At 69.5% G+C, this 11,950-nt stretch carries 11 protein-coding genes; 6 read left to right on the plus strand and 5 right to left on the minus strand.

Features of this window, described 5'->3' with window-relative positions; all coding sequences use genetic code 11:
* Positions 1-71 precede the first annotated feature (71 nt).
* Positions 72-698, plus strand: coding sequence for a ClpP family protease (locus BJ979_RS01745; protein WP_179564603.1), 627 nt, complete (start codon positions 72-74; stop codon positions 696-698).
* Positions 695-1,312 carry a ClpP family protease gene (locus tag BJ979_RS01750; protein ID WP_179564605.1) on the plus strand — a complete coding sequence of 206 codons (618 nt, stop codon included), beginning with the start codon at positions 695-697 and terminating at the stop codon, positions 1,310-1,312. The genes BJ979_RS01745 and BJ979_RS01750 overlap by 4 nt, the downstream gene beginning before the upstream one ends.
* Before the next feature lie 165 nt (positions 1,313-1,477).
* Here the strand turns inward: BJ979_RS01750 and BJ979_RS01755 are convergent, their stop codons facing one another.
* Together BJ979_RS01755 and BJ979_RS01760 are read right to left on the minus strand one after the other, a co-directional pair.
* Positions 1,478-3,010, minus strand: a complete 1,533-nt coding sequence (locus BJ979_RS01755) for a catalase (protein ID WP_179564607.1) — start codon at positions 3,008-3,010, stop codon at positions 1,478-1,480.
* A 102-nt stretch (positions 3,011-3,112) separates the two neighbouring features.
* Complete coding sequence (locus BJ979_RS01760) at positions 3,113-3,553, minus strand: Fur family transcriptional regulator (protein WP_179564609.1); 441 nt, start codon at positions 3,551-3,553, stop codon at positions 3,113-3,115.
* Between the two features lie 187 nt (positions 3,554-3,740).
* On the opposite strand from BJ979_RS01760, the gene BJ979_RS01765 reads away from it, so the two are divergent.
* Positions 3,741-5,300 carry a glyceraldehyde-3-phosphate dehydrogenase gene (locus BJ979_RS01765; protein ID WP_246286659.1) on the plus strand — a complete coding sequence of 520 codons (1,560 nt, stop codon included), beginning with the start codon at positions 3,741-3,743 and terminating at the stop codon, positions 5,298-5,300.
* Positions 5,301-5,335: 35 nt separating this feature from the next.
* On the opposite strand, the gene BJ979_RS01770 is transcribed toward BJ979_RS01765, so the two are convergent.
* Positions 5,336-6,217, minus strand: coding sequence for a LysR family transcriptional regulator (locus BJ979_RS01770; protein WP_179564613.1), 882 nt, complete (start codon positions 6,215-6,217; stop codon positions 5,336-5,338).
* A gap of 113 nt (positions 6,218-6,330) precedes the next feature.
* On the opposite strand from BJ979_RS01770, the gene BJ979_RS01775 reads away from it, so the two are divergent.
* The gene (locus BJ979_RS01775; RefSeq protein WP_179564614.1) at positions 6,331-7,146 is read left to right on the plus strand and encodes an SDR family oxidoreductase; all 816 of its coding nucleotides are present in this window, start codon (positions 6,331-6,333) and stop codon (positions 7,144-7,146) included.
* A gap of 10 nt (positions 7,147-7,156) precedes the next feature.
* Here BJ979_RS01775 and BJ979_RS01780 read toward each other — a convergent pair whose 3' ends face one another.
* Both BJ979_RS01780 and BJ979_RS01785 read right to left on the minus strand, forming a co-directional pair.
* Positions 7,157-7,897 (minus strand): fumarylacetoacetate hydrolase family protein, encoded by a 741-nt coding sequence (locus BJ979_RS01780; RefSeq protein ID WP_179564616.1) that lies wholly within the window; start codon positions 7,895-7,897, stop codon positions 7,157-7,159.
* 110 nt (positions 7,898-8,007) lie between these two features.
* Positions 8,008-8,349 carry a YciI family protein gene (locus BJ979_RS01785; RefSeq protein WP_179564618.1) on the minus strand — a complete coding sequence of 114 codons (342 nt, stop codon included), beginning with the start codon at positions 8,347-8,349 and terminating at the stop codon, positions 8,008-8,010.
* Between the two features lie 165 nt (positions 8,350-8,514).
* On the opposite strand from BJ979_RS01785, the gene BJ979_RS01790 reads away from it, so the two are divergent.
* Both BJ979_RS01790 and BJ979_RS01795 read left to right on the plus strand, forming a co-directional pair.
* Complete coding sequence (locus tag BJ979_RS01790) at positions 8,515-11,037, plus strand: YobI family P-loop NTPase (RefSeq protein WP_179564620.1); 2,523 nt, start codon at positions 8,515-8,517, stop codon at positions 11,035-11,037.
* Positions 11,038-11,067: 30 nt separating this feature from the next.
* The gene (locus BJ979_RS01795) at positions 11,068-11,721 is read left to right on the plus strand and encodes a hypothetical protein (protein ID WP_179564622.1); all 654 of its coding nucleotides are present in this window, start codon (positions 11,068-11,070) and stop codon (positions 11,719-11,721) included.
* Positions 11,722-11,950: the final 229 nt, after the last annotated feature.

Consider the following 11,950-nt stretch of genomic DNA (forward strand, 5'->3'; position numbering starts at 1 on the left):
CTCTGCCCACAGCAGATCTGCGCACGGCAGATTCCGCGCCGCCCGAGCCGCGGCGAGCGCACGGTGTAGACATGACCGAGAACAAGATCCCCGTCTTCGACCAGGGTGTGCGGCGCGAGCTCTACGAGCGGCGCGTGCTCGTGCTCGACGGCGTGCTCGACGACGACAACGGCACCCTGCTCGCGACCCAGCTGATCGCGCTCGCGACCGAGAGCGAGACGCGCGACATCGACCTCTGGATCCACTCGCCCGGCGGCTCGGTGCCGTCGATGCTGGCGATCCGCGACGTCATGCGCGCCATCCCGAACGACGTGTCGACGCTCGTGCTCGGCATCGCCTACAGCGCGGGGCAGTTCCTGCTCTCGGCCGGCACGAAGGGCAAGCGGCGCGCCCTGCCGCACGCCCGCGTGCTGCTGCACCAGGGCTCGTCGGGCATCGGCGGCGCCGCGGTCGACGTCGAGCTGCAGGCCCACGATCTGCGCCACACCCGCGACACGGTGCTCGGACTCATCAGCGATGACACCGGCCAGCCGCGCGAGCGCGTGTTCGACGACTCGCTGCACGACCACTGGTACACGGCGCAGGAGGCGCTCGACTACGGCTTCATCGACAAGATCGTGACCCGCTTCGACGAGTTCCGTCCCGGCGAGCGCGACCGCGCCGCCGTCACCGGGTTCCGTGCGGAGGTCGCCCGATGAGCAGCTACACGATCCCCAACGTCATCGCCCGGGATGCGCGCGGCGACCGCATCATGGACGTCTACTCGCACCTGCTCACCGAGCGCATCATCTACCTCGGCACCGGCATCGACGCGGGCGTCGCGAACGCGCTCATCGCGCAGCTGCTGCACCTCGCGTCCGACAGCACCGACACCGACATCCAGCTCTACATCAACTGCGAGGGCGGCGACCCGAGCGCGATGCTCGCGATCTACGACACGATGCGCTTCATCCAGCCGGATGTCGCGACGACCTGCGTGGGCCAGGCCGTCGGCGTGGGCGCTGCGCTGCTGGCAGCGGGCGCGGCCGGCAAGCGGGCGGTGCTGCCGCACGCGCGGATCGTGCTGCACCAGCCGGCGGCGCAGGGGCGCGGGGCGATCCCCGACCTGATCCTCGCGGCGGATGAGGTGGTGCGCCAGCGCGGGGAGATGGAGCAGATCCTCGCCGACCACACGGGCCAGACCGTCGAGACGCTGCGCGCCGACACCGACCACGACCGTGTCTTCACGGCCGCCGCAGCCCAGGCCTACGGCCTCGCCGACCACGTGCTCGCGCCCGCTCCCCCGCGCACCCCGCGCCCCCTCCGCGCCTGACCGTCCCGGCAAACAGCGGCGAGTTGCCCAGTTCCGCCGGGTTCCAAGGTGAGAGCCCGACCGAAGTGGGCAACTCTGCTCGGGGAGACGCGAGTTGCCCACTTCCGCGGCTTGTCGCGTAGGCGATACCGCGGAAGTGGGCAACTCACGAAGGAGCCGGGGGCGTCAGCCCTGGGCGGGACCCGCGGGGGTCGGCACCGGAGCCGGCACGAGGGTCTCGCGCGGGTTCTCGATCGGCGAGACGGCCTCGCGCACGCGGCGGCCGAGCTCCGCATCCACCGAGTCCCAGTACTGCAGGGCGCGCTCGCGGATGTCGGGGATCGTCGTCTTGCCGACGTGCCCGGCGATGTTGCCGACGAGGCGCTCGCGGGCCGCGTCATCCAGCACCTCGTTGACGAGGGTGCGGGCCTGGCCGAAGTCGTCGTCCTCGGCGTGCAGGGTCGCGGCCGAGCGCACGAGCTCGCCGTCGTTCTGCCAGCCGCGGTCGTCGCCGTGGGCGGCCGGGTCGGCGTGCGGTCCGCCGAAGGAGTTCGGCGCGTAGACCGGCACGCTGGGGTGCTCAAAGCCGAAGCGCGAGGCGCCGTCCTTCGAGTAGCTGTGCGCCTCGTTCTTCGGGGCGTTGACCGGCAGCTGCGCGTGGTTGGTGCCCACGCGGTAGCGGTGCGCATCCGCGTAGCTGAAGATGCGGGCCTGCAGCATCTTGTCGGGGCTGGCCGCGATGCCGGGAACGAAGTTCGACGGCGCGAAGGCGGCCTGCTCGATCTCGGCGAAGTAGTTCTCGGGGTTGCGGTTCAGCGTGACCGTTCCGACCGGGATGAGCGGGTAGTCGCTCTTGGGCCACACCTTGGTGAGGTCGAAGGGGTTGAAGCGGTAGCCGGCGGCCTCGTCGTAGGGCATGACCTGAACGCTGAGATCCCACTGCGGGAAGTCGCCGTTCTCGATCGAGTCGTAGAGGTCGCGGATGTGCAGGTCGGCGTCCGAGCCGGCGAGACGGTCGGCCTCGGCCTGCGGCAGGAACTCGTTGCCCTGCTTCGTGCGGAAGTGGTACTTGACCCAGAAGCGCTCGCCGGCGGCGTTGATCCACTGGTAGGTGTGCGAGCCGAAGCCGTCCATGTGGCGCCAGCTCTTCGGCAGGCCGCGGTCGCCCATCAGCCAGGTGACCTGGTGCGCGCTCTCGGGCTGCAGCGTCCAGAAGTCCCACTGCATGTCGTTGTCGCGCAGGTGGCTGCCGGGCAGGCGCTTCTGCGAGCGGATGAAGTCGGGGAACTTGATGCCGTCTCTGATGAAGAAGACGGGGGTGTTGTTGCCGACGAGGTCGTAGTTGCCCTCGCTCGTGTAGAACTTGATCGCGAATCCGCGGGGGTCGCGCCACGTGTCGGGGCTGCCCTGCTCGCCGGCGACGGTGGAGAAGCGGATGAGCAGCTCGGTCTCGACCTCGGGCTGGAACAGGGCCGCGTGCGTGTACTGCGACACGTCGTGGGTGACCTGCAGGGTGCCGAAGGCGCCGCCGCCCTTGGCGTGCACCACGCGCTCGGGCACGCGCTCGCGGTTGAACTGGGCGAGCTTCTCGACCAGGTAGTGGTCGGTCAGCGCGATCGCGCCGTCCGGCCCGACGGACTGGGAGTGCTGGTCACTGGCGACGGGGGCGCCGGAGTTGGTCGTGGTCTTCGCGTCGGTCACGTGTGTCTCTCGTTTCATTCGGAGCGAGCTCCTGCCGGCCGAACCCGGCAGGGGCGGTGGGGATGCGCATCCCTTCGTCGATCGCGGCGCGAACCGGTGCGGACTCACCGGCACGTGCCGTCACCGGCAGTCGGCGCACAGCCCCCAGAAGACGACCTCGGCGGTGTCGATGGCGAAGCCCCCGGCGTCGCTGGGCGCCAGGCACGGGGCGTGCCCGACGACGCAGTCGACGTCGGCGACCTTGCCGCACGTGCGACAGACCACGTGGTGGTGGTTGTCGCCCACGCGGCGCTCGTACAGAGCGGCGGAGCGCTCCGGTTCGATGCGACGCAGAAGTCCGGCCCTGGTGAGGTCGGTCAGCACGTTGTGCATCGACTGCACCGAGAGGGTGGGCTCGTCGGCCGCCGCGTGGCGGTGGATGGTCTCGGCGTCGCTGTGCGGCATGCGCTGCAGCAGGCGCAGAGCGGCCAGCCGGCCGCGGGTGACCTTGAGCCCGGCCGATCGCAGCGCCGCCGCGTCGGCGTCGACCGCCGGCTCGGCGTGAACTGCGAGGTCGTCCATGCCGTCGACCCTAGCCCGATGTTTTGAGTCGTTACGAATAACGTCGGGTGAACGCCCAGGCAGAGTGAGCCGGACGACGTCGGGTGGCGGCGGATGCCGCGGCTCGGTCACAATGGACGCACACGGCCGCGTCGCCACCGCGGGGCCGGGACACGATCCCACCGACCCCGAAGGCGTACCCACCGTCATGCAGCGTTCCACTCCCTCCGCCCGTCACGAGGCCCTCATCTCCTGGGCCGACACCCAGTCGCAGGCCGAGCGCCTCATCCCCCTGCTCGGCCGACTGCACCGCGAGCGCGGCGTCGTCACCTCGCTCTACGGGCGCCGGCTGATCAACCTCTCGGCGATCGACGTCGTCAAGGCGCACCGCTTCGGGCGGCACGCCGACGCGTTCCAGATCCCCATCGACCGGACCGTCGAGCTCGCCGAGGCGCTGCTCGAGGCCGGAACCCGCGGGCTCTCGGTCGACCTGGCCGCCCTGCTCGCCGACCACCGCGAGGCGCGTGTCGCCGAGCCGCAGCTGACGCTCGCCGAGTTCCTCGAGCGCGAGCTGCCCGCCCCGAGCGCCGACGAGCTCGTCGCGCAGACGGCCGGGCGGGATGTCGTGCTCTACGGCTTCGGACGCATCGGGCGCCTGGTGGCCCGCATCCTCATCAACCACGCCGGCAGCGGCGGCGGACCCCGCCTGCGCGCGATCGTCGTGCGCCGCGGCTCGGACGACGACCTCGTGAAGCGCGCCAGCCTGCTGCGCCGCGACAGCATCCACGGCCCCTTCGAGGGCACGATCTCGGTCGACCACGACGCGGAGACAATCCTCGCGAACGGCACGCTCATCCAGGTCATCTACGCCGACGACCCGCGCGAGGTCGACTACAGCGCCCACGGCATCTCGGATGCGATCCTCATCGACAACACGGGCCGCTGGCGCGACGAGGCGGGCCTGCGCCAGCACCTCGAGCGGCCCGGCATCGCCCGCGTGCTGCTGACCGCACCGGGCAAGGGCGACCTGCCGAACATCGTGCACGGGGTCAACAGCGACAGCATCGGGGAGGCGCAGATCGTGTCGGCCGCCTCGTGCACGACCAACGCGGTGACCCCGGTGCTCAAGGTGCTCGACGACGCCTTCGGCGTGGAGCGCGGGCACATCGAGACGATCCACTCGTTCACGAACGACCAGAACCTCATCGACAACTTCCACAAGGCCGATCGCCGCGGCCGCGCCGCCGGGCTCAACATGGTCATCACCGAGACCGGTGCCGCGAAGGCCGTCGCGAAGGCGCTGCCGAAGTTCGAGGGCAAGCTGACCGGCAACGCCATCCGCGTGCCCACGCCCGACGTGTCGATCGTGATCCTCAACCTCGAGCTGTCGCGCGAGGTGACTGCGGCCGAGATCAACGACCTGATCCGCGTCACCTCGGTGCGCTCGCCGCTGCGCCGTCAGGTCGGCTACGTCGAGAGCCCGGATGCGGTGTCGACCGACTTCCTGGGCGCGCGCCAAACCGGCATCGTCGACGGGCTCGCCACGGTCGCCGACGGCCGTCACATCGTCGTCTACGTCTGGTACGACAACGAGTTCGGCTACAGCCACCAGGTCGTGCGCATCGCCGAGCACCTCGCCGGGGCGCGCCCCGCGTCGGGGTCGTGGCGGGCGTACCCGATCGCGGCGCCGGTCGTCGCCGGGGCGACCGAGCGCCCGGCGTCCGCGCCGGAGCGCGTCGGCGACGACCTCGTCACGAGCGACGTGTAGGCGAGCCGGCCGCTGGGGACTTCCTCGCGATCCGCTCAGCCGAGCGCGACCGCGAGCCCGGCGACCCGCTCGGCCGTCGCGACCAGCCGGTCGACGTCGGCCGAGCCGCGCCCGTGCGGCCAGGCGAGCAGGGTCGTCGAGTGCGGCGCATCCACCACCGGCACGGCCGTGTGCTCGGGCCACTGCCACGCGCGGCTCGAGCGCGGGATGACGAGCAGCGTGCGTCCGAGCGCGACGAGCTGGGCGAGCTGCGTCTGCGAGCGCACCTCGGGGCCGTCCCCCTCGGGGTAGGTGCCGTCGAGCCGCGGCCACCGGGCGATCGGCAGCCCGGGCACGTTCGCGACCTCCTCGCGCGTGACCTCGCTGCGGGCGGCGAGCGGATGCGAGCTCGGCACGATCGCGACCTGCGGCTCGGTCAGCAGGTCGGCGGTCTCGAACCCGGCCAGGTCGTCGAACGGCCGGTGCATGATCGCGACATCCGCCTCGCCCTCGCGCAGCAGCGTCGCCTGCTCGCCGATCTCGCAGAGCAGCACCTCGATGCGAGTCTGCCCCGCGGCCTCGTTCGCGTCGAGGATCGCCTGCAGCAGCTCGTGCGACGAGCCCGCCTTGGTCGCGAGGGTCAGCACGCGGTCGCCGGTCTCGGCCTCGCGTCCGGCCCGCCGGGTGCGCAGCGCCGCGGCTCCGACGGCCTGCAGTGCCGCTCGGGCCTCGCGCAGCAGCACCTCGCCGGCCGGCGTGAGGCGGATGCCGCCCGGAGCCCGGTCGATCAGCTGCACCTCGAGCCGCTGCTCGAGCTGGCGGATCGCCCGCGACAGCGGCGGCTGCGCGATGCCGAGTCGCTCGGCGGCGCGCGTGACATTCAGCTCCTCGGCCACGGCGACGAAGTAGCGCAGCTCGCGGGTCTCCAGATCGTGCACGCCGTGAGGCTAGCCCCGGCGACCGGCTCCGCGCCGGGTCGATACCCGTGGGGTATGGGCGCGCACTCGATCGGTCTTGGACGCGGGACGCCCGCCGGGCAGAGCATGAGCGCATGAACGACAGCACGAACCCGTCCCCCGCAGCATCCGCGTCCAGCTCCCCCGCCGCTGACTCGCCCGGCGCCACCGGTGCATCCGACGCATCCACCGCCGACGCCCGCGTCGCCCTGGTCACCGGCGCCAACAAGGGCATCGGCTTCGCGATCGCCGAGGGTCTCGGCCACCAGGGGCTGCGCGTGATCGTCGGCGCCCGCGACGACGCGGCCCGCGACGCGGCGGTCGCCCGGCTGCGCGAGCGCGGGCTGGATGCCGAGGGCGTGCGCCTCGACGTGACCGACGACCAGAGCGTCGCCGCCGCGGCCGCCGAGATCGAGCAGCGCTTCGGCCGCCTCGACGTGCTCGTCAACAACGCCGGCATCTCGGGTCCCTTCGACCCGACGACCTGGCAGCAGGACCCGACCGCGGTCGACCTCGATCAGCTGCGCGGCGTCGTCGACGTCAACGTCTACGGCGTGATCCGCGTGACCAACGCGGTGCTGCCGCTGCTGCGGCGAGCGCCGCATCCGCGCATCGTCAACGCCTCGAGCAGCATGGGCTCGCTCGAGCGCCGCCCCGGCCCGATCATGGCGCTCTACTCGCCGACGAAGACGTTCCTCAACTCGCTCACGGTGCAGTACGCCCGAGAGTTCGAGAACACGCCCATCATCGTCAACGCCGCCTGCCCCGGACTCGTCGCGACCGACTTCAACGGTTTCGCCGGCGACCGCACGCCCGAGCAGGGCGCCGCGACCGCGGTCCGCCTGGCGACGCTGCCCGACGACGGCCCGCGCGGCGGCTTCTTCGAGGATGCGGGCGTCGTCCCCTGGTGAGTGAGGCGGCTCAGACCACGCGGAACTCGAGCGCCCCGACGCCGGCGACCTCGGCCCGCACGCCCTGACCGCGCTCAAGCGGGCCGACGCCGGCCGGGGTGCCCGTGAAGATCAGGTCGCCGGGGCGCAGCACGACCTCCTGCGAGAGGCGGGAGATGAGCTCGGGCACGCTCCAGATGAGCTGGTCGAGGTCGCCGTCCTGGCGGGTCGCGCCGTCGACGTCGAGGTGGATGCGTCCGCTCACCGGGTGCTGCCCGATGCGCTCGACCGACATCAGCTCGCCGACCGGACCGGACGCGTCGAAGCCCTTCGCGAGATCCCACGGCCGCCCGCTCGTCTTCGCCTGGCCCTGCACGTCGCGACGGGTCAGGTCGACGCCGACCGTGTAGCCCCACACGACGTCGAGCGCCGACTCCGGCGTGACCGCATCCGCGACGGCGCCGATCGCGACGACCAGCTCGGCCTCGAAGTGGAAGTCGGCGGTCAGGGGCGGGTACGGCGCCGTGCCCGCCTCGACGCCGTCGAAGCCCTCGGCGGCGGGGATGCCCTCGCTCGCTGCATAGACGGCATCCGCGGGCTTGCTGAAGAAGAACGGCGCCTGACGGTCGGGGTCGGAGCCCATCTCGCGCGCGTGGTCGGCATAGTTCTGCCCGACGCAGTAGACGCGCCGCACCGGGAAGCGCTCGGCTGTGGCCGAGGGGCCGTCACCGGCGATCGGGAGGGTGCGGGGTTCCACGTCGAAGAGCGTCATGCCCCGATCCTCCCGCCCTGCCGTGGATGCGCGCTGGGCGCGACCGCCCCGCGCGTGCGCGAGCGAGACAGGAACCGCGTCTGAGGTCTGGGAGGAAGGCGCTGCGCGCCTCAGGTCGCGGAGCCGTCGGCGAAGACGCGCAGCTCCTGGTCGCAGCGGCAGGCGGCGGCGATGCGCGCGGCCCAGGCCACCGCATCCTCTCGGGTCGGCACGTCGATCACCGTGAACCCGCCGGCGAGGGATCCGGTCTGCGGGTAGGCGCCCAGCTGCTCGCTGCCGTCGGCGGCGACGCGCACGAGCAGCGACGCCTCATCCAGCCCGCCGGCGAAGACGAGCACACCCGCCTCCCGCGCCGCGGCGACCGCGGCATGCGACTCCTCGACCACGGTCGGGAAGTCCTCCTCGGCGATCTGCATCGCCGAGCCGGGGAACGAGATCAGGTAGTGCGTCATCGCGACTCCTCTATTGGATATGACGAGCGTCGCACGGGCTCTGCGTGCGTGGAACTCCGCAGATCGGCACCAGCGTCCTCCTCTCACGACGGTCTGGAGAGGTGTAATCGAAACGATCCAGAATTTGCCGGCGCGAGACGTTGTGCCGCCTGCCACAATGCGAACGTGAAGTCGCCCGATACCCGGCCAGATGCGCCGTATCTCACGGCGGATTTCGTCGAGTCCGAGCATCGTGGGTATGTCGAGCGGCTCGCCCAGGCGCTTCGGCCAGATTCCCCGGCCCGCAATATCGCTCTGACCGGGTCCTACGGTTCCGGCAAGAGCAGCGTGATCAACCAAGTTGTCGCCGAATACCCAAAGAAGCAGGCACTGCGCATCTCGGTCAGCTCGTTCGTACGGGGTAGCGCCTCACCGGACACCGCCGCGGCAAAGGCCGAGACGTCGAACGAGCTGCAGAAGGAGATCGTCAAGCACCTGCTCTACGTGCGCCGCCCGGCGGTACTCGGTTCGTCTCAGTTTCGTCGCTCGGAGACGATCAACCAATGGCGAGCCGTCATCCTCGCTGCCCTGACCAGCATCGTCGTGCTGCTGATCGCGTTCTTCACCGGGGCTTCGTCGCGTCTTGAAGCGTTCGCAGCTGGATCCCCGATCAAGTTAACCGCCGTTGGGATCTCCGCCTTCGCCGTGGTCGGCGCGCTCGCCTTCGCGGTGCAAGTCCTCTTCCACAACCGCGTGCGGATAGCGGCACTCTCGTCTGGCAAGACCAAGATCGAACTGACTGGAGCCGATGAGGGCTATTTCGACCATCATCTGGACGAGATCATCCACTTCTTCGCCAGCCATGCCTACACATTGGTCGTCTTCGAGGACCTAGACCGCTTCGATGCAATCGAGATTTTCGAGGAGCTTCGCGACCTGAACGGGTTGCTCAACGCGTCGGAGCAGATCACGAGCCCTCTCCGGTTCGTATACGCCCTGCGAGACAGCCTCTTCGAGATCCATTCGACCCCGGCAGGCGACCCCGGTGAGAACCAGATGATGCGTGCAGCGTCCATGCGCGCAAAGTTCTTCGACCTGATCATCCCGGTCGTGCCGTTCGCGACACGACGCACAGCACTCGACCTCTGGGAGCGCGAGCTCCGCCGTCAGGGCGTCTCATTGCCAGTAGAAGTCGTCGCCCTGGTTGCGACGTATATCCAAGACATGAGGGTGATTCGGTCGATCTGCTACGAATTCGAGGTGTTCGCGGCCGCTCGCACCGTCGGCAATCCCCTGCGCTTGCGCGACGACTCCCTCCTCGCACTCATGGCGTTCAAGGCCGTGCATCCCGCAGAATTCGAACGCATTCGATCAGGCGACAGCTGCCTGGACGCGGTCGAGGCACTCCGTCGCGAAGCCATCAGGGCGACCGTCGAAGAACTCGACGATCGCGCCCGACGCATCGCTTCGCGGGGCAGCTATGAGAGCGACCGTCATGCGCAGTCAGCCGCGCTCGGCGCATCTCTTCTTTCTGGACTCGACCGGGCGTTCCGCATTGCTCGAGGCGAAATGCAACCGTCATTCACCCTCGTGATCGGCGACATCGCGTACTCGCGTGACGATGCGACCGGCCTGATGTTCTGGTGGCATCTCGCTCAGGCGCCTGAAGGTCTCTTCGTCGATGTCGAAGGGCAGATCGCTCATGTGACCGCCGACGACCTCGAAGCGATCTTGGGCGTCACGGTCACCGAGCTCCGCCGGGTCATCCCGGGTCGACTTCAGCAACCCGCCGACGAAGTCTCCGCGATCGACACGCAGCGCGATCGGGTCGCATCAGCCAGTCTCGCCGAGCTGCTCAGGATCGATGGGGTAGTCGGATCGGCGAACTTGGAAAGCTCGATTGCTTCGGCGCTCCCGTCTCCGCTAGCTGTCGACCTGATAATCGGCGGCTTCATCGACCAGAACTTCAGCCTGTACGCGTCGCGCTACTTCGGCGCATCCTCCGCTCCGGCCGTGCTGAACTTCGCGATGCATGTGGCGCAGCCCGGCATCGTCGATTTCGATGCTCCGCTGAATGGCCGCGAGGGCGCGGAAGCACTGTTGCGAGAAGTGGGGCCCCAGTTGCTGAGCACCCGCAGCGCACTCAACATCGCCCTTGTCGACGCGCTTCTCGACGACGCGCGATTGGATCCGGTCCTGCAGCGGATTACGTCGGACGCAGAGGATGGCCACGCGTTCCTGAGGGCATACCTGCTCCGCGGGTCTCGACTGCCCCGGCTTATCGAGTTGCTTGTGCCGCGATGGCCGGAGTTCTTCGAGTTCGTAGCCGCATCCGGAGACCTGCCGCCCGCGCAGATCAACACGTTGCTGGATCTGGGATTGCGCGCACTCAGCGAAGAGAGCCATTACAGCGTGGGACCGGCCGTCCGATCCACGCTGGAGACCAGCATCGGTCAGCTACGCGCGCTGCGCGACCACGAGCCTTCGCAGGCACCTGCACTCGCCCGCTTCCTGCGGGCGTCGGGGACGACCGTGCCTCGTCTCGCCGACCTGTCGATCCCGCTTCGCCAGATCGTCGCGGGATCCGGTGGCTTCGACTTCACGGTCGAGAACTTCACGACGGCTTTTGGCGCGGATACGTCCCTTTGGTCGCTCGATCTACTTCCTTTTCGTTCGACTGAGCTGTCGGTCCAGCTGATCACGCGCTGAGCCGAGTACCTCGATGTTCTGCCTTCATCCGTGCCTACGATCGCCCAAGAACCGCTCGACGGATGGGCAGAGAGGATCACGACGATCATTCCCGCGGCGGTGCTTCCGCTGCTGCTCAAGGCCGACCCGGCAGCGAGGCTTCACGAACTCGAGGCCGCCGTCCCCTCCTCGTGGTCGGAGCTATTGTCTGCTGGGCGGGTCAACGAGACGCTTTCCAACTGGATGGCTTACTCGACCCGGTATGGCGTCGACGAGCTTCTCGCACAGCGGCTGCGGGCCACTCGGCCGCTCGATATCGAGGAGGTCGGCGCAACCGCGCGCCACGCTTTCGCCGTTCGTGTCCTGAACAGCGGTCGGCTCACACCGCACGAACGAGTCGTCGCACTTCTCGGCATACGTTCCGGCATCCCGATTCGAGGTGCTGAGATCGCCTCTGAAGCGGCGGAGATCGTCGACGAGCTGCTCGCCACCGGCCAACTCGACGACGGGGCGAAAAGCTTCGCGGGTCTTCCGGACGCTGAGTCCCGCCGCACCTTCCTGGCGAGATCAACGACGTTCGCACGGTCTCCGCAAGAGTTCGAGCTGGCGCCGGCCGATCTCCTGACCATGATTGCTGACATCGAACTGGCGGAGATTACGCAGACCACTCATGGAGCACGTCGGCGTGATCGCCGCGCCCCTTGACATGGAGAGCGCGGATTCGCTTCTCCGGGCCGCGCGCGATTGGCCAACGTCACCCAGCTTGGATTCCGAAGCCCGTCTGCTCGCTGCCTCGTCGGGAGGGCGTGACGCCCTGCTCTATCTGGCAGCGACGACATCTGATGCGCGTCTGCTCGAAGGCCTGTCGGCCCTGGGCGCGCCCTGGTCTGAGCTGGCGTCCGCCACTTCCCCAACCGTGATCCTCGAGCCCGCT

This window comes from Schumannella luteola, assembly GCF_013408685.1.
In the GTDB taxonomy this organism is placed as follows: domain Bacteria; phylum Actinomycetota; class Actinomycetes; order Actinomycetales; family Microbacteriaceae; genus Schumannella; species Schumannella luteola.

Bases quoted from the DNA above. Each gene is read 5' to 3' on its own strand.
- BJ979_RS01760 (WP_179564609.1), bottom strand. From the start codon at position 3,553: ATGGACGACCTCGCAGTTCACGCCGAGCCGGCGGTCGACGCCGACGCG.
- BJ979_RS01785 (WP_179564618.1), bottom strand. From the start codon at position 8,349: ATGACGCACTACCTGATCTCGTTCCCCGGCTCGGCGATGCAGATCGCC.
- BJ979_RS01780 (WP_179564616.1), bottom strand. From the start codon at position 7,897: ATGACGCTCTTCGACGTGGAACCCCGCACCCTCCCGATCGCCGGTGAC.
- BJ979_RS01765 (WP_246286659.1), top strand. From the start codon at position 3,741: ATGCAGCGTTCCACTCCCTCCGCCCGTCACGAGGCCCTCATCTCCTGG.
- BJ979_RS01775 (WP_179564614.1), top strand. From the start codon at position 6,331: ATGAACGACAGCACGAACCCGTCCCCCGCAGCATCCGCGTCCAGCTCC.
- BJ979_RS01745 (WP_179564603.1), top strand. From the start codon at position 72: ATGACCGAGAACAAGATCCCCGTCTTCGACCAGGGTGTGCGGCGCGAG.
- BJ979_RS01755 (WP_179564607.1), bottom strand. From the start codon at position 3,010: ATGAAACGAGAGACACACGTGACCGACGCGAAGACCACGACCAACTCC.
- BJ979_RS01750 (WP_179564605.1), top strand. From the start codon at position 695: ATGAGCAGCTACACGATCCCCAACGTCATCGCCCGGGATGCGCGCGGC.